This window comes from Pseudoalteromonas fenneropenaei, from assembly GCF_042643375.1.
GTDB classification, from domain to species: Bacteria; Pseudomonadota; Gammaproteobacteria; order Enterobacterales; family Alteromonadaceae; genus Pseudoalteromonas; species Pseudoalteromonas fenneropenaei.
The window spans coordinates 236,399-260,791 of the sequence record NZ_JBHRSD010000011.1; the positions used below are offsets into that span (position 1 = coordinate 236,399).

The window sequence follows — 24,393 nt, forward strand, 5'->3', positions numbered from 1 at the left end:
TGAAAGCGGGCGAGATACTAGCGCGACTCGCCCGAAGTTACAAGAAGATTTTTATAGATTTCAATTAGCTGCTCACAGTTTCGACAACTTTTGCAATTTTTTGTGCAAAGTCGATAACCTGCTTTTCCTGCTCCGCTTCAACCATTACTCGCACCACAGGTTCAGTCCCTGATTTACGCAGTAACACACGTCCTTTTCCTGCCAGTTTTTGTTCAACTTCAGCAACCACTTGCTGAACTTCTGATGCAATTGTTGGATCACTGCCCGGTTTGTAACGCACATTGATCATTTTCATTGGATATTTAGTAAAGCCCGCGCCGAGATCTTGTAGAGTTTTGTTCTTTGCGACCATAGCTGCCAATACTTGCAAGCTTGATACAATGCCATCACCCGTTGCTATCAAGTCTAGATTCAATACGTGGCCTGAACTTTCACCGCCAATTTTCCAGCCTTTCTCTTTTAGCAGTTCAAGCACGTAGCGGTCGCCTACTTTTGAGCGCGCAAACTCAATACCTTTAGCCTTAAGTGCGTTTTCCAAGCCCATATTAGACATAACAGTACCCACTACCCCGCCACCTAACGAACCATTTTCGTTGGCTTGCGAAGCGATGATGTAGACAATATCATCACCATCAAAAACACGACCATTATGGTCAACCATCATCACACGGTCGCCATCACCATCGTAAGCAATACCGACATCGGCTTTGTGCTCCAGCACTTTGCGCTTTAAGGTATCAACATGCGTTGCACCACATTCGTGGTTAATGTTAACACCATCAGGTGTACAAGCATGACAAATAACTTCTGCACCTAGCTCGCGCATCACCGCAGGGGCTATGTGATAAGTCGCGCCATTAGCGCAATCTAACACAATCTTCACGCCCTCTAGTGAAAGCTCTTTGGGAAATTGACCTTTACAGAATTCGATATAACGGCCATCGGCATTATCTAATCGTCTCGCTTTACCTAGCTTATCTGAAGCGACGCAAGTCATGGTCTGCTCGAGCATAGCTTCAATTTCGAGCTCAACTTCGTCAGGTAACTTAGTCCCTTTGCCACTAAAGAATTTAATACCATTGTCATGATAAGGATTATGTGAGGCACTGATCACAATACCCGCTTCAGCACGAAAAGTTTGGGTTAGGTACGCAACAGCGGGTGTTGGCATAGGGCCTAGCAGCACTACATCAATACCTGCCGCGATTAAGCCCGCTTCCAGTGAAGTTTCTAGTAAATAACCAGAAATACGTGTGTCTTTCCCTATAATAACCTTCTTGGTGCCTTGTTTTGACAGCACTTTACCCGCTGCCCAACCGAGTTTTAAGGCAAACTCAGGAGTGATAGGAAACTCACCCACTAAACCACGTACGCCATCGGTACCAAAATACTTTCTATTACTCATGCTCTACTCCATTGCATGCAGCGTGTAACACTTGCAGTACATCTGCTGTTTCTTGTACATCGTGAACACGGATGATGTGCGCGCCTTGCTGCGCGCACAACAGTGCACCCGCTAAGCTGGCAGCTAAGCGTTTATCAGTGTCACGATTTAATAATTTGCCAAACATAGATTTGCGCGATAACCCAGCAAGTAGCGGCAATTGAAAATGCGAAAAAGCCGCAAAACGTCCTAAGAGCGCAAAGTTATGCTGTAAGTTCTTGCCAAAACCAAATCCTGGGTCAAGAATAAGTCGCTCTCGCTTAATCCCCGCTTGCTCACATGCGGCGATCCGTGCATCAAAAAACGCATTAATATCACTAAACAAGTCCTCGTAGTGAGGATTAAGCTGCATGGTGCGCGGCGCGCCTTGCATGTGCATTAAACACACTGGCACATCGTCAAACTGTGCTGCCACCTCAAGCGCGTTAGCTTCCTGTAGCGCTCGTACATCGTTGATGATATCAGCGCCCGCTGCAATAGCAGCAGCCATGACTTCGGCTTTACTGGTGTCGATAGAAATAACACAATCGGATATGCTGCGAATTGCCTCAATAGCGGGAATGACTCTTTGGAGTTCATCTTCTAGAGTGACATCAGGCGCGCCGGGACGAGTGCTTTCACCACCAATGTCGATGATAGTTGCACCTTGCTTGAGCATTAATATAGCTTGATTGACAGCGCTGTCGGTTTGGCAGTAACTGCCACCATCTGAAAACGAATCAGGCGTGACATTTAAGATCCCCATGATCTGGGGGCAGGTAAGATCTAATACCCTACCTCGAGGTAACTGCAAGTTATTCATAACTCACCTTAGGTTTAAGTTAAAACTAAGGGCCTGGGGAAGCTCCGGCCAGGTATAAAAAAGCCCCTGATCAGGGGCTTTTGAAGATTGCTGTATTGTAACGGCTGTTAGAGGCTATCATCAAGCTTAGTTTCTGAATTATCAGCACTTGGCTCTACTTTTTCCTCTTTTTTAGCTTCCGCAGCAGGCTGACTCGAAGCCGAACCACCAGACGTTGGCTTTTTGTCGTGCGCGTCACGCGGCTCGCGTACTTCACGGCGTGCCATTAAATCGTCAATTTGGGCTGCATCGATGGTTTCATACTTCATTAACGCATCTTTCATCGCATGGAGAATATCCATGTTGTCTTTTAAGATTTGCTCTGACCGCTGATAGTTACGGTCGATCACTGATTTAATTTCTTCGTCAATCAGTTTTGCCGTTTCATCAGACATTGACTTGGCACGGCTTGAGCCACCACCCATGTACATTTCGCCATTCTCTTCGATGTACAACTGTGGCCCTAATTTGCTGCTAAGACCCCATTGCGTGACCATTTTACGAGCGATTTCTGTAGCGCGCTCAATGTCGTTACTCGCGCCAGTAGTCACCTTATCTTCACCATAAATAATGGCTTCAGCTAAACGACCACCATAAAGGCTTGAAATCATCGACTCTAAATGTTGCTTAGAGTGACTAACACGGTCTTGCTCTGGTAAATACATGGTCACACCAAGAGCGCGGCCACGTGGAATAATGGAGACTTTATATACCGGATCATGTTCAGGCACTAAACGACCCACAATAGCGTGGCCCGCCTCATGGTAAGCAGTCATTTCTTTTTCCTGCTCACTCATCACCATAGAACGGCGCTCTGCACCCATCATGATCTTGTCTTTGGCTGCATCAAATTCGGCCATGCTGACCAAACGTTTGTTACCACGCGCCGCAAACAAGGCTGCTTCATTAACGAGATTTGCTAAATCAGCACCAGAAAACCCAGGTGTACCACGGGCAATAGTGGCAGCATCAACGTTTTCGTTTAATGGCACTTTACGCATGTGGACTTTAAGAATTTGTTCACGACCACGTACGTCTGGTAGACCAACCACAACTTGACGGTCGAAACGACCCGGACGCAGTAATGCTGGGTCTAAAACATCTGGGCGGTTAGTCGCAGCAATAACGATAATACCTTCATTGCCTTCAAAACCGTCCATTTCAACTAGCATTTGGTTCAAGGTTTGCTCACGTTCGTCATGACCACCACCCATACCCGCGCCACGCTTACGGCCAACCGCATCGATTTCGTCGATAAAGATGATACAAGGTGCCGCTTTTTTCGCTTGTTCGAACATATCACGCACACGAGAAGCACCAACACCGACAAACATTTCTACGAAGTCTGAACCAGAGATAGTAAAGAATGGTACTTTGGCTTCACCCGCAACAGCCTTAGCTAATAAGGTTTTACCTGTACCTGGAGGGCCTACCATCAATACGCCTTTAGGAATTTTACCGCCTAATTTTTGGAACTTTGATGGGTCACGTAGAAAATCAACCAACTCAGTCACGTCTTCTTTGGCTTCGTCGCAACCTGCAACGTCCGCAAATGTCGTTTTAACTTGGTCTTCGCTCATCAAGCGCGCTTTGCTCTTACCAAAAGACATGGCACCTTTACCGCCACCGCCTTGCATTTGGCGCATGAAGAAAATCCATACCCCAATTAGCAATAGCATTGGGAACCAGGAAATGAAAATGCTGGCTAAAAATGATTGCTCTTCTGGTTGTACACCCTTGACGTTGACGTCGTTTTTCAACAAGTCATTTAGTAAGTCTTGGTCGTACATTGGCATGGTAGTCTGGAAACGCTCACCATTGGTTTTTACGCCTGTGATGCTGAGTGTTCCACGGTCAATCACCACCTCGCGGATTGCACCCGCGCGGGCTTCCTTGACAAATTGAGTGTAACTAGTTTGACGATCTAATTGCTCGCCGCCGTTAAAACTCTGAAATACCGACATTAGCACGACGGCAATGACCAACCAGAGTATCAGATTTTTAGCCATATCGCTCAAGGAGTTAACCTCTTGTATCCAATTAAAATGAAATCTTTTCGAAACACCTGTTCACTGTACTACAGTTTGTAGCCTGTCGCCACTATATACACCTCGCGTGAACGTGGCCTTGACGCTTTAGGTTTACGAATTTTAACTACTTTGAAGTATTCACGGACGGATTGCACAAATTGCTCAAATCCTTCGCCTTGGAACACTTTAACTGTAAAAGCGCCGTCTTTTTTCAACACTTGATGGCACATATCCAAAGCAAGTTCCACAAGGTACATGCTGCCAGCTTGGTCGATTGAGGTGTTGCCACTCATATTTGGTGCCATATCTGAGAACACTACATCAATGTTTTTACCATCAATGCGTTTTAGCAATGCGTTCAATACCGCTTCTTCGCGAAAATCGCCTTGTAAAAAAGCAACCCCCGCTAGTGGGTCCATTGGCAAAATATCACAGGCGATAACTTCGCCGCGCTCACCTAGCTGTTGCGCCAAATACTGGGACCAACTTCCTGGCGCTGCACCTAAGTCGACAACGTTCATGCCTGGCTTGATTAATTTGTCCTTTTGTTGGATCTCCTCCAACTTAAAAATTGCCCGTGAACGATAGCCACGTTTTTGTGCTTCAAGGACATAAGGGTCATCAAAGTGTTCTTTTAACCAGCGCGTCGAGCTTGCCGAGTGCTTTTTATTAGCCATATTTGTGTTTAACTCATTAGTAATATTGTCTAGATGGCGGTAGAATAACGATTATTCAAGCCTATTCATTAAGTAAATTGTATCAATATGACATTATCAAATAAACAAAAGCAGTTCCTAAAAGGTTTAGCGCATGATCGTAAGCCTGTGGTATTGCTCGGCGCAAACGGTTTAACCGAAGGTGTTTTAGCCGAAATCGACAGTGCTTTAAACATTCATGAACTGATCAAAGTTAAAGTGCCAACCGAAGATCGCGAAGTAAAACAGCTGATCATCGACGCTATCGTGCGTGAAACTAAAGCTTTCAAAGTACAAACGATTGGCCATGTATTGGTATTATATCGTCAAAGCGAAGAGAAAAAGATCCAATTACCACGTTAATTGTCGGCTTTTTCGCGTTGCTGCTCGAACTTTTCGTTCAGCAACGCATCCATATCCAACACTTCATTGATAAAATCTGTCGTCAATTCATTCAGTAGACCTGCTTCTGCATTTAGCAACAAACTAAAGCCGATTTTTAACCGTGGCAAAATCACCACATCAGTGCGATATCCTTGCACCCAGCCACTGTGATAATAAACCGTTTCTTGCTGATAGTCATAGATCCGCCACCCCAAACCGTAATGCGCTTCGTTCACATATTGTTGCCACGTACGGCGACGTAATTCTCGTTTAGTTTGGGTATAAGGACGTGCTTGAATGATAAGTGCGTCTAACGATAACACATCGGGGTAATAACCCAGTTGCGCAAGCAACCACTTTTCCATATCTTTGGCACTGGCATTTATACCAGCCGCGGGCGCTACCTTATAATAGTTAGGTTTGAGCTTAGCGGTGTGCCAACGTTTTTGCCCTTTGACATGTGGAAGTGCGTAGTTGTCATCCCTTTGCATGTTATCAAAGCCCACACCACCGTCTTTCATACCAAGCGGTTTAAAGAATGCCTCGCGCACCCAAGTTTCATAACTTTGTCCTGTGGCTTTGGCGATAACATCACCGACTAAACTGAACATCACGTTTTGATAGCCATAACACTTACCAGGTTCACACAGCGCGTCAACGTTCAATAACTTGTCGCGAATATCAGGGAACGGCATACGTGATTCAATTAAATTATCGTAAGCATTGGGCACTAAACCACTGGAATGGCTGAGCAAATGGTACACTCTTAAATGCTGGTAGTTAGTGGTGTTGAAATAAGGTAAGTAGTCCGACACTAGGGCATCTAAGTCCAATTTACCGTCTGCCGCTAACTTTGCTGCCAAGGAACCCGCGAAGGTTTTCGAAACCGAGGCTAAACGAAACCGAGTATGTTCGTTCACTGCGTGACCATTTTTCTGTTGTGTCACGCCAAAACCTCGCACGAGATCCGGAAAATCGCCATGTACAATGGTCAAAGCAGCTCCAGGAATGGATTTCTCTTTAAGTTTTGCGTCCACTTGCTTAGAATACTTGGCTAAAAATTGGTTCCATTGTCTGAGCGCAAGATCTTGGTCCTGCGACTTTACGATGAATGGCATAAACAGCAATAGATAAATCAGGTACTTCATAACGCTTCGCTTAGATTAGAGCGGGGCAATACTAACATGAAGTTTTGATGTATCTCACGTAGAATCATTGCTTTTCGATAAATAACATAAAGGCGGGCGTGCATGACTTTGAGACGAAGTTTACCACTGGCGTTAGTATTAATAGCAGGTTGTCAAATAACCAAAGAACCTGCGCCATTACTTGCGACACCCAAGAAGCCACTCTTGGCTAAGCAAGTTTACGAAGTCACTTATGTTACGCAAAAAGAAAGTGCCCGTGTCAAATCCGTGCAGTTGCCAGCACACCCGATTGCCGAAGCCGACACAGTGCGCATCGTTGCCAACAAAGTGAGTCTGACCGATACACTGGCGCAACAAATCGCGGTGGCATTGCAAGCCAAGGGCCTTAAAGTGCAGGATGACGAAAAAAGCCATTATGTACTGACCATACATCAGCTGGACTTAGATTTTGCTAAAGATAAGAGCTATCAACTACAGATCTCTGGCAATAAAGACCGCTTAGCAGTGCTGGCACGACTACCACAGCAGCAACAGTGCAAAAGCATAGTTGCATCGGTAAGTATGCGTTTAACTCATCAAAAGTCTTCTGACGTAGTATGGTTTGCCAAAGCATCGATAGACAGCGCGAGTTTTCAAAATCAGCCGTTACGCTATCAGCTTACCAAGCAGCAAAAAGTCACTAATGAACAGGAAGTGATCCAGTTTGTGCAAGATCAAAACACCGATGAAGCACGATTAATGCGTACCGAGCAAACGGTGACAATTCCTAAATATAAAGTGGTTGAGTCTGTGTCTGAGTTAGAAAAAACCAGCGGAGCATGTACAGAAACGGAAGTCAGTGCGCTGGTACCTATGATGCAAAAACACTTAAGCGATATTCTAATTGAGAAAATCGCAGTCAAGTAACCTCCCTACCCGCACTACTGGGTAACGGCGTAACATTCACTCAGCCGTTACCCTACAATTTTTAACAGCATGACAATAAGGACAATTTATAATGCTGCTATCTTCACTCGTGGTATTTCTGACAGCGCTATGCGTGTAATTGCGTTATTTCTTTTGTTTCTGACAGTCCATCAATCGGCATTTGCAGCGAATCGTCTATATGCAGACAATCAGTTTGCAAACAACGCAGGCTTTACGTGGGATTGGAGTGTTGGTGCGCAATATACCTATGAAGACCCTTATTTAGAGGGCCTAAGTGATGCAAGCCAACACTTTGAGGCGAACTTAAACTTAGCGCTCAGCTACGGCAATTTCTATCTCGACTTTGATCAAAGCCAGCTTAGTGGTGGACTTATCCTCGGTTACAATCTGTTTGACCATAACTCATGGAGCCTTGATGTAGTCGGCCTGCAACTACAACCAGGATTCAGTGAAAGCGGCAGCGGACTGCACAATAGCAAAGTCATTAAAGAAGCCCTACGCGGCATAAAAACACGCAATTATGATTTCGATGTTGGGGTGCGCTTAACGCGGCAATACCACGATACCCAGCTGAGCGTTGAATTGCTGCATGATGTTACCGGTTCACATAATGGCTGGATAGCGACATCATTTCTAAGCCATATTCATCCTTGGCGGAATTGGGAGTTTCGCTCTGGCGTTGGCTTCAACGCGTATTCTGAAGCGTTTGCCGATTATTATTTCGGTGTGTCACCAACTGAAGCCACCACCTCTCGCAACGCGTATAAAAGTGATACTGCGTTTGCGCTACTGTTTGAGTTTCACGCGGAGTACCCGCTTAATCAGCATTGGGTATTTTTAGCAGGCTGGATGTCTACCTGGTTTTCACCGGATATTGCCAACAGTCCCTTAGTACAACAGGACTATCAACATAAAGCCATGGTAGGCGTGCGCTATGTATTTTAACTCTTCAAGGATGATTTTGAACACGCTCGGCTATGTGCTGGTCATACTGAGCCATACCGCACAGGCCGAACAACTTCGTACTGCGGCATTCGATGTGACACCAAGCGGTGGCAATACCCTTGCGACCACACCACAAACCTGTGTTAGCTTAAGACAAGGTCGCAACTGTTATATAGAACTTGAGATAAACTGGCAGGTTAACGCAGCGCAACCAGTTTGTATCAAAAATCGTAATACCGACATCGTCTTGGAGTGTTGGCAAGATAGCCTGCAAGGCGCCTTTAAATACGATTTTAATCATACAGAAAGCCAAACTTTTGAGTTGATCACTCAGCATGGTGGTCAAAGTCTGGCAAGTGCAGATGTGCAAGTACAATGGGTTTATACTAACCGACAAGAAAAAAGACGGTGGAGATTATTCTAATGGAAAACTACGGAACTATTTTATTGGTTGAAGATGATGTTTCGCTGGCTCAGTGGGTCGCTGAGTATTTGACCAATCAAGGCTATACCACCGTCTGCTGTGCAAGAGGTGACTTAGCTGTTGAACAAGTTAAAAAGCTCAATCCTGACTTAGTGTTGTTGGATTTAATGCTGCCCGGCCAAGATGGCATCAGCGTATGTCGCGCATTAAGACAGTTTTACCACAAACCTATTATCATGATGACGGCAAAAGACGAAGAAATGGACGAGGTCATTGGCCTTGAAGTCGGCGCCAGTGATTACGTGATAAAACCGGTCAGACCAAGAGCACTGCTCGCACGTATCAAGTCTGCGCTACGCTTACCACAAGAAGCCGATAGTAGCAAAACAGCAGCAACTCAGCTGGTGGTCGGCAACTTAGTGATAGACTCGCAAGCGCGAAAAGTACTACTTGATGGCAGCGAAGTGATAGTATCGACTTCGGAGTATTTGCTGCTGAACTTTCTTGCCAGCCACGCTGGTGAAGTTGTCTCTCGCGATGCCGTCTTTAAAGCCACTAAAGGGCGCGAATATGATGGCTTGGATCGTAGCGTTGATGTACTGATCTCTGCGCTGCGCAAAAAATTCAATGACGACCCACAAAATCCTGAAAAAATTAAAACCATCTGGGGCCGTGGTTATCTATTAGTTCCTAGTGCTTGGTAACAGCGAAACTTAAGGTGATCTGATTGCGTAAACTGTACTTTTATTTGCTGGCAAGCGCATTGCTCTCGCTGGTGATCCTCGGCTGGTTAATCGACAGTTTTAGTCAACAGGCGCTGCCAGTTGAAGACCGTTTTGCTTGGGAAAGTAAAATTGCAGCGGGGATAAGCGCACAGCTGGCAAAAGCCCCGCCACCTGAGCGGCAAGCGTTAGCAGCCCAGTTTGCCACCAGTTTTGCTCTCGATATTGCCCTCAAAGGTGGCAATAGCCTTGCTCTACCCAACGAGCTAAAAACCGATATTCTTGAGCCCCAAGGACTTATCTTGGAAGATCAGGTCGGTTACTACTTGCTAAAAAGTGTGCCTGCCTTAATGCCAGATTATCTTGAACTGCGACTATCCAAACCCGACGAACTATTTGAAGACAACGACATGCTGCTCACGTTGATGTTCTACGCTGGGGTGTGCATCTTTATGTGGTTTATTCTTGCCCCTCTTGCGAAGCGTTTAACACAACTCACTAATGCCGCAAAAGCCTTTGCTAGCGGCGATTTGTCTGCGCGCATTGAAGTGAATCATTTTACTTACATTCAGGATGTTGAGCTGACGTTTAATCGCATGGCAAATCAGATTGAGAAACTGCTTGCCGAAAACAAACTAATGGCGTCCAGTTTATCTCATGATATTCGTACCCCAGTCGCCTGTTTAAGATTTGGCGTTGATGCCGCGCTCGATGCAGAGGATTTCAGCGCTGCCAAAACTTACCTTGAGCGAATGGAGCGAGATCTTGACCAAATGGAGGCTATGCTAAAAAGCTATCTTTCCTTTGCGACTTTGGAACAAAAAGCACAACAACTTAATTTTGAAACCACCTCTTTGGCACCTTATCTCGCTTCAGTTGCTGACCAAATGTTACCGAAAGCCCGCGAGCGCAACATTACCATCACCACCTTTTGTCATCAGCAAGTCAGTATCAGTGCGGACCTACATTGGCTGGCCAGAGCACTTGGTAATCTACTTAGCAATGCGTGCGATTTCGCCCAGAGCCAAATTCAACTCAGTGCAGTAGTGCGCAATAAACAAGTGTTCATTTATGTTGAAGATGATGGCGCAGGTATTGCGAAGGAAAATTGGAGTAAAGTATTCAACCCATTCTATCAGGAACAAAACCACCGCAACCGAGCAGGACAAAGTTACGGCTTAGGCCTAGCAATCGTCGCAAAAGTGGCCGATTGGCACCACGGTGCAGTGGAAGTCTGCCAAAGTGAGGTATTACACGGCGCCAAGTTTATTTTTTCGTTTCCACTACAACCGCTCAGAAAACTGTAAAGAAACTCACACAGCTGTACATTTTTGGCCATCTTGCTGTTTTTATAGCAGTTTTTAAAGTGCCTGAACTCATAGGGATTAAACTTGGATTTACAGCATCTTAGCTGTGGAGATCTTGAGCCAGATCAACAAAAAAATGCCTTTTTATTTAAGACTTTTTCCAGTAGATTGTGGCGCAATAAAGAAAAAGAGAAGTATAACAACATGAGCAGTGTGCGCGGAGAGTTCAGCTCTCGCTTTGGTTTTATTATGGCCGCAGCTGGGTCTGCCGTTGGCCTTGGTAACATTTGGGGTTTCCCCACTCAGACCGCCAGTAATGGTGGTGCCGCTTTCGTATTCGTCTATTTAATTCTAGCTTTTTGCCTAGCATATCCAGCTTTTATGGCAGAATTAGTGATAGGTCGCCACGGTCAGGCTAATGCTGTGACCGCGCTTCGTAAAATCGCCCCCACACAGCCTAAATTCGCTTTTGCCGTCGGTTTCGGTGGCATCATTTGTGCTGCACTCATTCTGAGCTTTTATGCCATCGTTGCTGGCTGGATGTTGTCTGCTACCCTAGCCCCGATTGCAACGGTTACGGATTTAAAGGCAACCGCAGATTGGTTAAACCAACAAAGCCTTGGTCGCGACCTGTTATTTACTGCACTATTTATTATGCTGACCATTGCAATCATCAGTAAAGGAGTGGAAAACGGCATCGAGAAGTGGTCCAAACGCCTCATGCCCGCACTTTTGGGTATTTTGTTTTTATTGATTGCCTATGTATTGACCCAAGAAGGCGCAACGCAAGGCTTGCGTGCTTATTTGGTACCTGATTTCAGCCAAGTATTTAATCCTGATTTGCTGGTAAGCGCGTTAGGCCAAGCGTTTTTCTCTTTATCTCTCGGCACCAGTGTGATGATCATTTACGGCTCTTATATCGCAAAAAATGAAAACCTTGTTTCGCTCGGTGCGTATGTCACTTTGATTGATGTGTTTATTGCTTTCACTGCGGGTCTGTTAATCATTCCTGCCATGTATGTTGCCCAAGCACAGGGCGTCGAAATCTTCAGCGCAAATGGCACGCTGTTATCCGAAGACACTTTGGTATTCCAAGTGCTACCAGCGCTTTTCAACAGTATGGGCACTATCGGCTTAGTGGTTGCGTTTGCATTCTTTGCCCTGATGAGTATTGCAGCCCTCACCTCTTCGATTTCGATGCTTGAGGCGCCTGTGAGCTATACGGTAGAAAACTTTGGCATGAATCGCTTACAAGCGACTTGGCTAATAGGCGGTGTGATTGCTGTGGTAAGCTTTGTGATTGTGTTTAACTTCAGCAGTTTATTTGGCTTTGTGATTGCGCTTACCACGCAATTTGGGCAGCCGCTGATTGGCATGTTCTGCTGTATTTTTGCCGGTTGGATGTGGCATCGCCATAAACTATTGGCTGAAATACAAGCTGGCTTTGAAGGCGTAGAGCACAGCCTATTTTGGAAAATTTGGCCGTGGTATATCAAGTTCATTTGCCCACTGGCCATTGCATTGGTGTTCTTTAACTCACTGTAAACGCATATCTTGATGAGGTATACCATCTTCTAGGTATGCCTCTCCCTCAGCTATAAAGCCAAGCCCAGCGTAAAAGTCTAGCAGATAGGTTTGTGCACTTATGACAATTTCAACACCATCGTAGCGCTTGCGACATACATTGATTGCTTCAAGCATCAGTTTTTTAGCTAGACCTTGACCCCGTGCCCACGGTGCGACCACCACGCGACCGATAGCCGCAGTACCACAAGCTTTGCGGTAACAGCGTGCGTAACCGGCTAATTTGTCGTCCTGTAGTAAGGACAGATGTAAACAATCTGGCGCTCTATCGATGTCATCAAGCTCTGGATAGGGGCAGTTTTGCTCCACCACAAATACCGTGACACGAAGTTTCAACAGCTCATATAAACTGTCGGTATTCAATTGCGCGAAGTTTTGGACCTCAGTTCTCATTCTTTTGCTCCCGTAAAAAAGCCCGGCAAGCCGGGCTGTTATTTCGCTTTGCGTGGCGCCTAACTTAAGCGAACAAGCGCTCTAGCTGATCACAGAGCTGCGACAAATTCACTTGGTCGTGCTCAATCGTTAAATCAACATAACCGTCGCCGCGAAATGCTCTGTCGAGTTCAATCAACACATGGGTGCGGTGCGGTTCGGGCACGAACGATAATTCCACTTCCTGAATACCGAACATTGAGCGACTACGCGGTCGGTATTCCAATTCTTGATAACAACCGGACACTGAATGAAAGTTGCTAGCACGTAAAAAGCCTTTTTCTACATCAGCCTTCACTAAGGCAAAACCTAGTTTGTCCATGGCCTGCATACAGGTTTTAACCGCATCATTGGGATAAATATGCAGGAAATCTCGATCGCTTGGGTCTAGCGCCAAGTCGATATCTAATCCGGTTTCGATCCAAATATGAGTTTGATTTAAACCACCTGAGAGTTCAGTAATGGGGGTTTCTGAATGCAATCTGGCTTCAAAAGGCACAATACGCGTCTCGCCTGGGGCAATGGTAAATTGCTCAGCAATGCGCCATTTTTCAATAATATGATTTACAAAATAACTGCCGTCGTCACCTTCAACCTTTACCCGAGTCATGAGTGCTAGCTGTAAACCGCTAATATCCTGAGCGGTGCTACCACCTGTTACATGGATCTGGGCTTGAAACTTTTGCCCAGGGTGTAAATGTTCTGTCTCTAACACGGTGTCTACTTTCGCCGCACCGATACCAACTGATGCGAGGATCTTTTTAAACATCTGCTCTCCTAACGAGGATCTTCCTTCGTCTTGCATCTTAACCACATTTTTTTCAGCTTGTCAGCGAAAATTTGCGGCCGACGGCATGATTTTCCTTGTTTATGCACGGTAACTGCCGAAAATGTTGCATTTTTGATTTATATATCAAAACGTTTTGGTACACTGATAGGCAGGAATAACTCAATAAATAGCATTATGGAACTCTTGTTTTTTGCCGCCGCGTTCCTTTGCGGCTTTGCGGTGTATCAGCTTAAGTTACCGCCTCTCATCGGATTCTTAATGGCTGGATTCGTTTTAAACGGCTTTGGCTACAGCTCAACCGAGGCTTTGTCACAAATCGCTGATTTAGGTGTGACATTACTGCTATTTAGCATAGGTTTGAAGCTAAAGGTCAGTAACTTGACCAAGTTGCAAGTTTGGGCGCCCGCCTCCCTACACATCATTGTCAGCACTATGCTCTTTTGCGCCATAGCCTTGATGCTCGGCACCTTAAGCTTGCCTCTATTTACCGACCTCAGCTGGCAAAGTGCGGCATTGATAGGTTTTGCGTTTAGCTTCTCAAGTACCGTATTTGCCGTAAAAGTGCTTGAAGAGCGCGGTGAAATGAACAGCATGCACGGTAAAATCTCTATTGGTATCTTAGTTATGCAAGATATCTTCGCTGTGATATTCCTTGCTGTTTCAACTGGTAAAACCCCCAATATTTGGGCATTTGCGCTACTCGTCGCGTTGCCGTTATTGCGCCCAGCCATGTTCTGGATCTTAAACCGCTCGAAACATGGTGAGTTATTGCCTTTATTTGGCTTTTTCTTTGCTCTGGTCGCGGGTTATCACGCTTTTGAATTTGCTGGTTTAAAAGGTGATTTAGGGGCTTTGATCATAGGTATGATCTTCGCACCACACAAAAAAGCCAGTGAGCTTGCTAAGTCATTACTCAATTTGAAAGACATTTTACTGGTCGGTTTCTTCTTGAATATTGGTCTGAATGCGGAAATGAGTTGGCATGCGTTGTTTGTCGCTCTGCTGTTAGTAGCAATTTTACCGCTTAAAGTTGCGCTTTATTACGTCTTTACCAATTTGGTTAACCTCCGTGCCCGTACTTCATTATTAAGCGCGTTTAGCCTCGCGAACTATTCAGAGTTTGGCCTCATCGTGTGTGCGGTTGCCTCCACTAGTGGTGTGATTACGGGTGAATGGTTAGCCGTTGTTGCAATAGCCGTATCCATTACCTTCGTTATTGCATCACCGCTAAATAAACGTTCAAACGATATTTATGTCAAAGTAGAAAACTGGTTACTGAAATTCGAAAGCGATGTACGTCTAGAAGAAGAAATGCCGGTGAGCCTACCTTCAGCAAAAATTTTGATATTTGGAATGGGCCGCGTTGGCACAGGCGCATACGAAACCATCGAGCAAAGCCACCCCGGCAGCATTGCAGGTATCGACATCAGCGCAGATGTGGTCAATAAGCATCTGTCCCACAATCGTCGTGTCATTGTTGCCGATGCAACGGACCCTGATTTTTGGCAGCATATAAACCACCACTGTATAGAGATGGTGATGTTAGCCATGCCAAAACATAACCAAAACTTGTTTGCTTTAGAGCAATTGAAAGCCTGCGGCTATCAAGGCCAAGTGACCGCTATTGCTAATTACCCGGACCAGCAAAAGGAACTGGAAGAGCTCGGAGTCGACTCAACTTACAACTTTTATCTTGAAGCCGGTAGTGGTTTCGCAGAACACGTCAAACAAAAACTATTCAGCTAAAAATAATTGTTCTCAACGTTTAGATAGCGTTGAGAACAATTTTCATTCTCTATCAGTGACTTGCATCTAGACGTCTAAAAATTGCAGTTTCCAATATAGAGAATTTTTCAAGTTGATTTACAAACCTTTACATCCAGATTGGCTTTCGAGGTCAAAATCAGAGTAAACTGCATTTATTGAAATTATCTAAGTCGCGATTTTTTATACATAATTCTCGATTTTGGTAACATTGCATACGAATTCATTGCGATTGGCAAAAGACAAGATGAGGGCCGTTATTATGAAAGGTAAATCTGCTTTACGTTTTACTCCCGTCGTTGACGACAGTCAGGCTCGCCCATTTGCGGATCTACAAGAACAGCTCGATATCATCCAAGATAATGGAATGACAGCGTTTGACATTCGTAGCGTATTGTTCAGCAAAATGCTCGATTTACACAATGTGCCAAAAGATCATTATTTACGCGATTTAGATACACCAGAGCGTCTCGACGACCCAAGTATTATTGAACAGCTTAATGCGATGGGTTTTTATCGTACTCGTCAGTACGCCGTTCACTGAGTTTAAAATCTGGGAGCCTACTCTCCCGTACTATAGGCTGGCACTGCCCGTCGCCAGCCTATCTCTTCCCTATCTATGATTAACTAAGCTTATGCCCCCTCAAGTTGAGTTAAACAGTTTTAGCTACCTCGTCAATTTATTCTCTTAGATCATTCTGTTACCTTGCTGATTACAGCAAAACATTACCCACACAGCTGTGATATTGATTAGTTCTTGCATTGATTAACCGATAATACCATTAATCTGCATTAACCCTTGGTCATTTGAAATGATTAAATTTTATGCTTACTTTGTTGAAGCTTCCTCATTTACAACTGTATAGATACAAGAAGTAGAGTAATGCAGGAGCAATTACCAAGAATAACTAAATTCGCATTATCGAAAAATTTACCCGCCTTAAAAAAGACCACTTACCCCTTTTCTGAGTATCGTGACTGCTGTTAGCAATCAAATGGACGTAAAGGGACTACTTAGGATAAGACTAGGTGTAGGATAGAAATGAAGCTTTTTTAAAAGCACTATTAGCAAGCTCACAGCCTTTCTCGGCAACGTTCTTAACTAACAATAAACCAAAAAAAACGGGACATGCTGGTCCCGTTTATCAAACTTGCTTATAAAAGCGAAGTGTTAAAATTTGTAGCGTAGCGCAACATCAAAACTACGTTCAGTACCCACGTAAATACCTTGGCGCAAACTGGCGATATACTCTTTGTCTGCCAAGTTTTTAACGCTAGCGCTCAGCGTTAGAGCACTGTTGACTTCATATACAGCATTTAAATCTAACAATGTGTAAGCGTCGATTTGACCAGTAAAGAAACCTGACGTTGATTCTTTTAACGCAACGCTATTCTTTACATCAGTGAACTGATCGCCAGTGTAGTGCACGCTTAGTGAAGTACGTAGCTTGCCGTAGTGGTGTTCAAGCGCCATATTCGCAATCCATTTCGGCGTATAAGTAACGCGATTACCATCAGGCGTAGTGACGTCACCTTGTGCGTTATAACGGGCACCATCAAACTCAGCATCAGGTACATAGGTCGCATTTGCGGTTAAATTGAATGCATCATTCAGTTGCCAATTAAATTGACCCTCAAGGCCTTGATGCAGAGTTTCGCCACCATTGGTGCGCTGGAATTGGCTGTTTGAGTTTGCTGGAATGATTTGGTTGTCAAAGTCCATGCGGAAATACGCGAGCTCGTACTTAAACTGTTGCTGCTGACCACGTAAACCAGCCTCAAAATTCACTGAGCGCTCAGCCGCTAACTCTTGGTCATCCAAACCATTTAGCGCATCGCCATTAAGCGCAGGTGAGAACGCTTTGTAAACGCTAGCAAATGCTTGCAATTGCGGTGTAAGTTGATAAGTCATACCTAAGCCAGGCAACACTTCTGTGTTGCTTGTTTGCGCTTGCTCTGCTTTACGTTTGTCTTCACGGTTTTGCTCGTAGTGTTCGACACGCACGCCCGCTGTAATTGCTAAATGTTCGTTTAACTCGAAACGGTTTTGCAAATGTAGCGCTGTACTTTTCGCAGAATCAGTCACGTCTTTGCTGAGGCTACCCGTACGTGGGGTTTCACGAGTGGCGGCAATAGTTTGGTCGTCCATAGACTCATACATATAACGCACACCGACTTCGGTTTCACTCTTAAGACCAAACAACGTGTGTTCTAACTGTAAACGGCTATCTACACCAAAACGCTCAAATGCACGGTTATTACCGTTTAGCTTGTCTGTGTAAATCCAACGACCAGCAGCCATAGACGCATTGTTGTCAGTGCCGTAACGCCAGTAATCACGGTACATTTCACTGCCATACACCAAAGTGCTTAATGTCGTCTCTGCGTTAATTTCCCATTCGTGGGTAATATCTAAAGAACGACGACCAGTTAAGAAATAGTCATCAGGCGCTGGGTTGTAACGCTCGCCATTTTCATAAGCACCTAAAAACAAACCACGGTAAGAAATATTTGCATCATTGTCATAGTCTGTGTATTTAACGCTGACTGATTGATCTTGCCCTATATCCATGCCAGCCTTGATCATGATGTCAGTCATGTCATAGTCTTTGTCCATAAAGCCATCACTCTTATCGTGGCTAATTTGTGCACCAAAATAAGCGTCTTTGCTTGGGTTACTACCACCGACTTCTAAAGTCACCGACTGAGTGTTGAATGAGCCTGCGCGGGCATACACTTGCACGCCATCTTCAGGCTGCTTAGTGACATAGTTAATCACGCCACCAATGGTACTTGGGCCAAAGCGTAGTGACGCTGCACCTTTTAGCACTTCAATCGCTTCCATTCGTTGGATACGCGGATTGTAATAGCGGCCATTACCAACGAATAAACCTGGTGCGACAGGTACACCATCTTCCAAAATTAAGGTTTTATAATCTGCCGAGCTTAAACCACGCACGCCGATATTTGCGACAACTGCTGATTCTTCTTCAGGCTTAACCGCAACTCCTGACACGTTGCGCAGTGCTTCTTCGGTTGAGCGCGGTTGGCGGATCTCAAGTTCGGCAGCAGTAACAAGTGCCACAGAGCCAGGCTGACGAAGTACGTCATCAAGCTTGTCGCCAACCACAACGATAACTTCTGGACGCTTTTTGGCTTTGTCACCCGCATCATCCGCTATTGCATTAAATGAAACAGCACTAACAGCCAGTGCGATACCTAGCGCAACGCGAGAATAGGACGAAGTCAACAATGGAACGCAAAGAGTAGAATGGTTTTGCATCAGAATACCTATAATTATTAAATACAGAATAACTAAGTAACGCGAACGAGTCGCGATTAATGAAGTATATGATATAAAAAATGAGAACGCTTTGCATCTGCATTTGTGGCAAAAATAAAATTATTCACATTTTATTTCAGCAAAGGAATAGGTATTCTTTGAAGAGAGGAATGGATTTGCTTGGTTAGGGGGAAAGTTTACCCGTGTCACAAGGGTAACAACTCTACGATTAACGAAATTTACTTTTTCAATAAAAAAACATGCAATATAGGAAATAATCCTGCGTTTTAGATACGTTTATCTAGCAGTCTGCCACGATGCGCTGCACACACTGGCAAGCAAGCCAATGCGCACAATCCATCGTTTGTTTTTACCAAGCATCCGGTACTAAACAATAACCTTGTTTCCAAACTGTTTTGATCCGCTCCGGACAGCCTTCATTATCAAGTAGTTTTTTACGTAACTTGGAAACCCGCACATCAATGCTGCGACCAATACCATCGTACGGACGACCCAAGATCTGCTCAAACAGCTTGTCTCTGTCTATTACTTTGCCTGCATTTTCTGCCAGGATCACTAATAGCTCATATTCATGGCTGGTGAGCATAATATCTTGATCTGCTAATTGTACACGACGATTCAGACGGTCAATAAACAGCCTGCCCAACCTTATAATGCCGGTTTGCTCTTGGCTCTCCGTGCATTTTAAACGTCTTAATAAGGCATTTAATTTTGCTGCAAGCATACGTGGTTTAACCGAACGCGAAATCACATCATCGGCACCTAATTCAAGGCTGATAATTTGGGTTGCTTCATCAGCAGCGTTAGAGGACACCACAATCCCGCCCTGATATTTGCCACGTAAGTCTGGTAAATAATGCGTCAATTCAGTTAACTCACCATCTAAGATAATGACCTCACAACCACGATAACTCGGCCATTCGCTGATATCTTGGAGTTGTAATACGTCAAAGCCATAACGGGCTAAAAACGTGCGATACTGACTGAATACCGCTTCATTTCTTTCATTGAACAAGATTTTAGTCATAATTGTCGGCAGTTTAGGGAATGTAAAGACAGTGTATATTTCGTTCCTGAATCTAAGCTTTACGGCGTAAATATTTCTTGGCTACACAGCCAAAATGATTGGATAACAGCTTCATTCACTCGTCTTTTTTGGGCTACTAGACCAATCTCAATTTCTGCTATGCCATGGTTTGGCAGAATTTGTACTTTGTCTTTAAACGGACTTTGCTGCAAAACCACATCTGGCACTAAAGCGATACCAAATCCCAAGCTAACCAGTGCGACTAAGGCCTCATGGCCGGCAACATAGGCATAAACTTTTGGCACAAACCCTTCTTGCTGTGCAAGCTGTTCAAAGCGCTCTTTTACCACCCCCTCTTCAGCTACAATAAAAGTCAGCTCAGCTAAACGACTACCTTGCTGGATTTGTTCAGTTAAAGGACACTCTAATGTAGGCGCTATCAAATGGAGTGACGATTTACCTAATGCAACAAACTCCAACCCATTTGGTAACTGCGCGGGTTTTACCGCGACGGCTAAGTCGGCACTTTCTTTTTGTACTCGCGCAATCGACTGGGCTGGATCACCGGTGGTGAGATGTAGTTCAACATGAGGATGACGCTTACGAAACTCAGCAAACAGCTGATAAACAAAGCTATAGCTGGCGGTGACTGAGCAGAACAAATGTAATTGACCCGTTAATGGTGCGTTTTCATCCTGACATTCTGATTTAAATTGCTGCCATGAGGCCAAACTGGCTTTGGCGTAACGCACGAATGCAGCACCCGTTGCGGTGAGGCGTACACTGCGATTATCACGATAAAACAGCGCTTCCCCTACCTCTTGCTCCAGTTGCTTAATTTGCCGGCTCAAAGTGGGTGCACTAATAAAGCAGCGTTCGCTGGCGCGACTAAAATGCAGCGTTTCTGCCAAAGTTAAAAAATACTGTAATTGCTTGTGGTCCATGTAACGTTTCAAATAATGAAATACTACGTTTTAAATATATCATTTTACGTAAGAAGAAAAGCCTTTTAATGTGGAACCCGTAACACGTTCTCTTTTCTTTATAGGATCTAACATGGCGAATTATTTTAATACCTTGTCACTGCGCGAACAGTTGGCACAGTTGAAGCAGTGCGAATTTATGGACCCACAAGAGTTCAGCGAAGGCGTTAATGTTTTACTGGGCAAAAAACTGGTTATCGTTGGCTGTGGTGCACAAGGTTTAAACCAAGGTCTGAACTTACGCGACTCAGGCTTGGACGTCAGTTATGCTTTACGCGAGTCTGCAATTGCAGAAAAACGCCAATCTTACCGCAACGCTGCGGATAATGGTTTTACCGTTGGCACTTATCAAGAACTTATTCCAACAGCAGATTTGGTGTTAAACCTCACACCAGATAAACAGCATACTGCTGTTGTTAGCGCGATTATGCCGCTAATGAAACAAGGTGCGACACTTGCTTATTCTCATGGCTTCAATATTGTTGAAGAAGGCATGCAAGTTCGCCCTGACTTAACCGTCATTATGGTTGCACCAAAATGCCCTGGCACCGAAGTGCGCGAAGAATACAAGCGTGGCTTTGGTGTACCAACGCTCATTGCTGTGCACCCTGAAAACGACCCTGAAGGTAAAGGTCTGGCGCAAGCTAAAGCCTATGCGGCAGGCACTGGTGGTCACCGCGCTGGGGTACTGAAATCTTCCTTCATCGCAGAAGTAAAGTCTGACTTAATGGGTGAGCAAACTATCCTTTGCGGCATGTTGCAAACAGGCTCACTACTGTGCTTTGACAAAATGGTCGAGCAAGGCATCGATGCTGGATACGCTTCAAAGCTTATCCAATTTGGTTGGGAAGTCATCACCGAAGCACTAAAACACGGTGGTATTACCCATATGATGGATCGTTTGAGCAACCCAGCCAAACTTAAGGCTTTTACGCTCAGTGAAGAATTAAAAGGCATTATGCGTCCACTATATAACAAACACATGGACGACATCATCAGTGGCGAATTCTCTCGCGGTATGATGGCAGATTGGGCAGAGGACGACGCTAAATTGTTAACTTGGCGTGCTGAAACCGCACAAACTGCGTTTGAAAAGCAAGCCAATAGCGATGCTGCGATTTCTGAGCAAGAATTCTTTGATAAAGGTATCCTCATGGTTGCTATGGTCAAAGCTGGGGTTGAATTGGCGTTTGAAACCATGACAGCTGCGGGCATTATTGCTGAGTCAGCCTACTATGAATCGCTCCATGAAACACCTCTGATTGCAAACACCATTGCACGTAAGAAACTGTACGAAATGAACCGTACAATTTCTGATACTGCTGAGTACGGCTGTTATCTCTATAACCATGCCTGCGTGCCTTTATTGCAGCCATTTATGAGCAAAATCAACGTCGATGTCATCGGTAAAGGACTTGATAGCAGTTCAAATCAAGTTGATAACCAAGCACTTATCAAAGCTAACCAAGCAATTCGTAACCACCCAGTTGAATTGATTGGCACCAAATTACGCGGCTATATGTCTGCGATGAAAAGTATTGTTTAACATTCGGTTCGCTTGTTAGAAACCAAGCCCACTCGCTTTATGCAGTGGGCTTTTTTTTACATTTTTTTGACAACGCTTTGTCGCCAGATGCGCAACGATCATTCCCTATGCTAGAATAAACTTTCCAGTGGTAACTTTATTCGGCACCAATGATACACACGCGATTTTCTATTACACAAAAAATCACCCTACTCGGCAGTTTAATTGCATTGACAGTGGCTATTCTGATTGGCGCAACGGCACTATTTAGCGCCAAAGACATGATTGAGCAGCGCATGATGCAATCTGAACTACCAAGTAAAGTTGAAAATATCAACCGAGCTTTAAGTCAGCAAATCAAAGAGCTGAAAAACGCAGCCGAGCAATTATCCAGTAATCAATTACTGCTTAATGCCGCAAGTCAAAACGCGTTAAATGAAGCTGTGTTGGTTGATGAACTCAAGCGCATGACAAAACAATACAATTTGGTCACAGCCTCGTGGGCAAATCGCCAAACCGCACAGTATTGGAACCAAAACGGCTTTTTGCGGGTTTTAAAGCAAGATCAGCAAGATGGTTGGTTCTTTGGTTTTACGCAATCTGGCAATGCTTTTTCGATTAGTATTTATCAAGAGTCGCCAGGCGATGTGAAAATGTTCGTCAATCATCAACAATTAAATGGCATTGGTTTGGCCGGGTTAGCAAAAAGTATTGACGATATGCAGACCATGCTAAGCCGCATGACCATAGAGCAAACTGGCTTTGTGTTTGTGGTTGATAAAACGGGGCAAGTGCAGTTACATGGTGACGCCAGTAAGGTAGCGAAAGCAAGACTTAGTGATTTTTATGGCAGTGACGCTAATAACCAATTATTGGCGAGCGAAACCTTTACCATCAAAGAGTTTAACTTAGATGGCGAAGAGACTATCGTGGCTGCAAGCCCGATTGCTGGTACTCAGTTATTTGTTATCGCTCAAGTACCGCGTGCAGAAGTATTTGCTGGTATTACTAAATTACAGTGGACCATTATCAGTTTTGCTTTGGTGATTGCACTTATTGCCAGTTTTATCAGTTTATTTTTAGCTCGTACTTTAAGCGCACCTTTATCAAAAATGGCAGAGCTGTTTAGCCGATTAGGCAGCGGAGATGCGCGCCTTAACTATCGCGTACCAGATTCACCTCAACCTGAGCTGCAAGCACTAGGTAAAGGTTTCAACGAGTTTATCGCCAAAATTGAGCAAGCGATTGCCCAAGTTGCGTGTGAAAGTAGTGATATTCGCCAATCGAGTGAGCAAGTCTTTAAACAAAGTCAGCGTAATTCGAAGCAACTCGACAATCAAAAATCACAAACCATTTCCGTTGCCGCAGCAATCAATGAAATGGGCGCGACAGTGCAGGAAATTGCACAAAGTGCCAACAACACGGCAAAATTAACGGAAGACAGTAAACTAAAGTCGAATCAAAGCCACGACCATGTGCAGGCTAGCCAGAAAACCCTATTACAACTGGCAAAAGATATTGAAGGTATGGCGCAGCAAGTCAATATGTTGGCTGGTAAAACCCAATCAATTGCCAATATTGTAGATGTGATCCGCGGCATTTCTGAACAAACTAACCTTCTCGCTCTCAATGCGGCGATTGAATCGGCACGTGCTGGTGAACATGGCCGGGGGTTTGCGGTGGTGGCGGATGAAGTGCGAGCACTGGCAAGCCGCACGTCGAAATCGACGGACGAGATCCAAGCCATGATTGCCGAGTTAACCAGCGCATCGGATTCGATTGTCAATCAAATTGCACAGAGCAAAAAGCAAGCTGACAACAGCGTAGCTGCGATGCAAACCTCGGTTGAGCTTATCAAGATCATTTCCGACACCGCTGATCAAATCAACGACATGACCACGCTTATTGCCGCTGCAACTGAAGAACAAAGCAATGTGGTTGCCGATGTGGGCCGTACTATCGAGCAAATAAGCACCATCAGCGATGATGTGATGCAAGAACAGCTTAATAGTGAGCAAGCCATTCATGCCCTTGCCGATTCTGCCAAAGCGTTAGATACGCTGGTTGCCACATTCGAGCGATAATATTCGCTTACAAACTCAGTCTGCCTGTCCTCA

At 44.8% G+C, this 24,393-nt stretch carries 21 protein-coding genes; 11 read left to right on the forward strand and 10 right to left on the reverse strand.

Features of this window, described 5'->3' with window-relative positions; genetic code table 11:
• Nucleotides 1-64: 64 nt before the first annotated feature.
• The 4 genes from glmM to rlmE all read right to left on the reverse strand — a co-directional run bounded on the left by glmM (nucleotide 65) and on the right by rlmE (nucleotide 4,992).
• A complete protein-coding gene (glmM, locus tag ACFOEE_RS06855; protein ID WP_377122413.1) occupies nucleotides 65-1,405 on the reverse strand; it encodes a phosphoglucosamine mutase in 1,341 nt (446 codons plus the stop codon).
• Entirely contained in the window at nucleotides 1,398-2,246 is an 849-nt protein-coding gene (folP, locus tag ACFOEE_RS06860) for a dihydropteroate synthase (RefSeq protein WP_377122416.1), read from the reverse strand. The genes glmM and folP overlap by 8 nt, the downstream gene beginning before the upstream one ends.
• A 107-nt stretch (nucleotides 2,247-2,353) precedes the next feature.
• Complete coding sequence (gene ftsH, locus ACFOEE_RS06865; RefSeq protein ID WP_377122419.1) at nucleotides 2,354-4,294, reverse strand: ATP-dependent zinc metalloprotease FtsH; 1,941 nt, start codon at nucleotides 4,292-4,294, stop codon at nucleotides 2,354-2,356.
• A gap of 68 nt (nucleotides 4,295-4,362) precedes the next feature.
• Nucleotides 4,363-4,992 carry a 23S rRNA (uridine(2552)-2'-O)-methyltransferase RlmE gene (rlmE, locus tag ACFOEE_RS06870; protein ID WP_377122422.1) on the reverse strand — a complete coding sequence of 210 codons (630 nt, stop codon included), beginning with the start codon at nucleotides 4,990-4,992 and terminating at the stop codon, nucleotides 4,363-4,365.
• A gap of 87 nt (nucleotides 4,993-5,079) precedes the next feature.
• Here rlmE and yhbY point away from each other — a divergent pair, with 87 nt between their 5' ends.
• On the forward strand, nucleotides 5,080-5,373 hold the full coding sequence (gene yhbY, locus ACFOEE_RS06875) for a ribosome assembly RNA-binding protein YhbY (protein WP_377122425.1): 294 nt from the start codon (nucleotides 5,080-5,082) through the stop codon (nucleotides 5,371-5,373).
• Here the strand turns inward: yhbY and ACFOEE_RS06880 are convergent.
• Nucleotides 5,370-6,542 carry a serine hydrolase domain-containing protein gene (locus ACFOEE_RS06880; RefSeq protein WP_377122428.1) on the reverse strand — a complete coding sequence of 391 codons (1,173 nt, stop codon included), beginning with the start codon at nucleotides 6,540-6,542 and terminating at the stop codon, nucleotides 5,370-5,372. The two genes, yhbY and ACFOEE_RS06880, sit on opposite strands and share 4 nt — an antisense overlap.
• 102 nt (nucleotides 6,543-6,644) lie before the next feature.
• On the opposite strand from ACFOEE_RS06880, the gene ACFOEE_RS06885 reads away from it, so the two are divergent.
• The 6 genes from ACFOEE_RS06885 (at nucleotide 6,645) to ACFOEE_RS06910 (ending at nucleotide 12,412) form a co-directional block, all read left to right on the forward strand.
• Nucleotides 6,645-7,448, forward strand: a complete 804-nt coding sequence (locus tag ACFOEE_RS06885; protein ID WP_377122431.1) for a hypothetical protein — start codon at nucleotides 6,645-6,647, stop codon at nucleotides 7,446-7,448.
• 69 nt (nucleotides 7,449-7,517) lie between these two features.
• The gene (locus ACFOEE_RS06890; RefSeq protein WP_377122434.1) at nucleotides 7,518-8,414 is read left to right on the forward strand and encodes a MipA/OmpV family protein; all 897 of its coding nucleotides are present in this window, start codon (nucleotides 7,518-7,520) and stop codon (nucleotides 8,412-8,414) included.
• Nucleotides 8,404-8,838, forward strand: coding sequence for a DUF3019 domain-containing protein (locus ACFOEE_RS06895; RefSeq protein WP_377122437.1), 435 nt, complete (start codon nucleotides 8,404-8,406; stop codon nucleotides 8,836-8,838). The genes ACFOEE_RS06890 and ACFOEE_RS06895 overlap by 11 nt, the downstream gene beginning before the upstream one ends.
• Entirely contained in the window at nucleotides 8,838-9,542 is a 705-nt protein-coding gene (locus tag ACFOEE_RS06900; protein WP_377122440.1) for a response regulator, read from the forward strand. The genes ACFOEE_RS06895 and ACFOEE_RS06900 overlap by 1 nt, the downstream gene beginning before the upstream one ends.
• A gap of 23 nt (nucleotides 9,543-9,565) precedes the next feature.
• Nucleotides 9,566-10,867: a sensor histidine kinase gene (locus ACFOEE_RS06905; RefSeq protein ID WP_377122443.1), complete on the forward strand. Its 1,302-nt coding sequence runs from the start codon at nucleotides 9,566-9,568 to the stop codon at nucleotides 10,865-10,867.
• 204 nt (nucleotides 10,868-11,071) lie between these two features.
• Nucleotides 11,072-12,412 (forward strand): sodium-dependent transporter, encoded by a 1,341-nt coding sequence (locus tag ACFOEE_RS06910; RefSeq protein ID WP_377122935.1) that lies wholly within the window; start codon nucleotides 11,072-11,074, stop codon nucleotides 12,410-12,412.
• On the opposite strand, the gene ACFOEE_RS06915 is transcribed toward ACFOEE_RS06910, so the two are convergent.
• Both ACFOEE_RS06915 and ACFOEE_RS06920 read right to left on the reverse strand, forming a co-directional pair.
• Complete coding sequence (locus ACFOEE_RS06915) at nucleotides 12,404-12,844, reverse strand: GNAT family N-acetyltransferase (protein ID WP_377122446.1); 441 nt, start codon at nucleotides 12,842-12,844, stop codon at nucleotides 12,404-12,406. The two genes, ACFOEE_RS06910 and ACFOEE_RS06915, sit on opposite strands and share 9 nt — an antisense overlap.
• A gap of 64 nt (nucleotides 12,845-12,908) precedes the next feature.
• Nucleotides 12,909-13,652 carry a sporulation protein gene (locus tag ACFOEE_RS06920; RefSeq protein WP_377122449.1) on the reverse strand — a complete coding sequence of 248 codons (744 nt, stop codon included), beginning with the start codon at nucleotides 13,650-13,652 and terminating at the stop codon, nucleotides 12,909-12,911.
• Between the two features lie 195 nt (nucleotides 13,653-13,847).
• On the opposite strand from ACFOEE_RS06920, the gene ACFOEE_RS06925 reads away from it, so the two are divergent.
• On the forward strand, nucleotides 13,848-15,419 hold the full coding sequence (locus ACFOEE_RS06925; protein WP_377122452.1) for a cation:proton antiporter domain-containing protein: 1,572 nt from the start codon (nucleotides 13,848-13,850) through the stop codon (nucleotides 15,417-15,419).
• Between the two features lie 280 nt (nucleotides 15,420-15,699).
• Nucleotides 15,700-15,981, forward strand: a complete 282-nt coding sequence (locus ACFOEE_RS06930) for a hypothetical protein (RefSeq protein WP_377122455.1) — start codon at nucleotides 15,700-15,702, stop codon at nucleotides 15,979-15,981.
• 627 nt (nucleotides 15,982-16,608) lie between these two features.
• Here ACFOEE_RS06930 and ACFOEE_RS06935 read toward each other — a convergent pair.
• From ACFOEE_RS06935 to ilvY, 3 genes are all read right to left on the reverse strand, one after another.
• Nucleotides 16,609-18,720, reverse strand: a complete 2,112-nt coding sequence (locus tag ACFOEE_RS06935; RefSeq protein WP_377122458.1) for a TonB-dependent receptor family protein — start codon at nucleotides 18,718-18,720, stop codon at nucleotides 16,609-16,611.
• Between the two features lie 370 nt (nucleotides 18,721-19,090).
• Nucleotides 19,091-19,768 carry a winged helix-turn-helix domain-containing protein gene (locus tag ACFOEE_RS06940; protein ID WP_377122461.1) on the reverse strand — a complete coding sequence of 226 codons (678 nt, stop codon included), beginning with the start codon at nucleotides 19,766-19,768 and terminating at the stop codon, nucleotides 19,091-19,093.
• Between the two features lie 59 nt (nucleotides 19,769-19,827).
• Entirely contained in the window at nucleotides 19,828-20,712 is an 885-nt protein-coding gene (gene ilvY, locus ACFOEE_RS06945; RefSeq protein ID WP_377122464.1) for an HTH-type transcriptional activator IlvY, read from the reverse strand.
• Between the two features lie 112 nt (nucleotides 20,713-20,824).
• Here ilvY and ilvC point away from each other — a divergent pair, with 112 nt between their 5' ends.
• Complete coding sequence (gene ilvC / locus ACFOEE_RS06950; protein WP_377122467.1) at nucleotides 20,825-22,297, forward strand: ketol-acid reductoisomerase; 1,473 nt, start codon at nucleotides 20,825-20,827, stop codon at nucleotides 22,295-22,297.
• Nucleotides 22,298-22,446: 149 nt separating this feature from the next.
• On the forward strand, nucleotides 22,447-24,360 hold the full coding sequence (locus ACFOEE_RS06955; RefSeq protein ID WP_377122470.1) for a methyl-accepting chemotaxis protein: 1,914 nt from the start codon (nucleotides 22,447-22,449) through the stop codon (nucleotides 24,358-24,360).
• The last annotated feature ends 33 nt before the right edge of the window (nucleotides 24,361-24,393 follow it).

What these genes read in the sequence shown, in the direction of transcription:
- ACFOEE_RS06915 (WP_377122446.1), bottom strand. Translation starts at nt 12,844, where the DNA reads ATGAGAACTGAGGTCCAAAACTTCGCGCAATTGAATACCGACAGTTTA.
- ACFOEE_RS06880 (WP_377122428.1), bottom strand. Translation starts at nt 6,542, where the DNA reads ATGAAGTACCTGATTTATCTATTGCTGTTTATGCCATTCATCGTAAAG.
- ilvY (WP_377122464.1), bottom strand. Translation starts at nt 20,712, where the DNA reads ATGGACCACAAGCAATTACAGTATTTTTTAACTTTGGCAGAAACGCTG.
- folP (WP_377122416.1), bottom strand. Translation starts at nt 2,246, where the DNA reads ATGAATAACTTGCAGTTACCTCGAGGTAGGGTATTAGATCTTACCTGC.
- ACFOEE_RS06955 (WP_377122470.1), top strand. Translation starts at nt 22,447, where the DNA reads ATGATACACACGCGATTTTCTATTACACAAAAAATCACCCTACTCGGC.
- ACFOEE_RS06890 (WP_377122434.1), top strand. Translation starts at nt 7,518, where the DNA reads ATGACAATAAGGACAATTTATAATGCTGCTATCTTCACTCGTGGTATT.
- ACFOEE_RS06900 (WP_377122440.1), top strand. Translation starts at nt 8,838, where the DNA reads ATGGAAAACTACGGAACTATTTTATTGGTTGAAGATGATGTTTCGCTG.
- ftsH (WP_377122419.1), bottom strand. Translation starts at nt 4,294, where the DNA reads ATGGCTAAAAATCTGATACTCTGGTTGGTCATTGCCGTCGTGCTAATG.
- rlmE (WP_377122422.1), bottom strand. Translation starts at nt 4,992, where the DNA reads ATGGCTAATAAAAAGCACTCGGCAAGCTCGACGCGCTGGTTAAAAGAA.
- ACFOEE_RS06930 (WP_377122455.1), top strand. Translation starts at nt 15,700, where the DNA reads ATGAAAGGTAAATCTGCTTTACGTTTTACTCCCGTCGTTGACGACAGT.
- ACFOEE_RS06935 (WP_377122458.1), bottom strand. Translation starts at nt 18,720, where the DNA reads ATGCAAAACCATTCTACTCTTTGCGTTCCATTGTTGACTTCGTCCTAT.
- ACFOEE_RS06940 (WP_377122461.1), bottom strand. Translation starts at nt 19,768, where the DNA reads ATGACTAAAATCTTGTTCAATGAAAGAAATGAAGCGGTATTCAGTCAG.
- glmM (WP_377122413.1), bottom strand. Translation starts at nt 1,405, where the DNA reads ATGAGTAATAGAAAGTATTTTGGTACCGATGGCGTACGTGGTTTAGTG.
- ACFOEE_RS06910 (WP_377122935.1), top strand. Translation starts at nt 11,072, where the DNA reads ATGAGCAGTGTGCGCGGAGAGTTCAGCTCTCGCTTTGGTTTTATTATG.
- ACFOEE_RS06895 (WP_377122437.1), top strand. Translation starts at nt 8,404, where the DNA reads ATGTATTTTAACTCTTCAAGGATGATTTTGAACACGCTCGGCTATGTG.
- ACFOEE_RS06925 (WP_377122452.1), top strand. Translation starts at nt 13,848, where the DNA reads ATGGAACTCTTGTTTTTTGCCGCCGCGTTCCTTTGCGGCTTTGCGGTG.
- yhbY (WP_377122425.1), top strand. Translation starts at nt 5,080, where the DNA reads ATGACATTATCAAATAAACAAAAGCAGTTCCTAAAAGGTTTAGCGCAT.
- ACFOEE_RS06920 (WP_377122449.1), bottom strand. Translation starts at nt 13,652, where the DNA reads ATGTTTAAAAAGATCCTCGCATCAGTTGGTATCGGTGCGGCGAAAGTA.
- ACFOEE_RS06885 (WP_377122431.1), top strand. Translation starts at nt 6,645, where the DNA reads ATGACTTTGAGACGAAGTTTACCACTGGCGTTAGTATTAATAGCAGGT.
- ilvC (WP_377122467.1), top strand. Translation starts at nt 20,825, where the DNA reads ATGGCGAATTATTTTAATACCTTGTCACTGCGCGAACAGTTGGCACAG.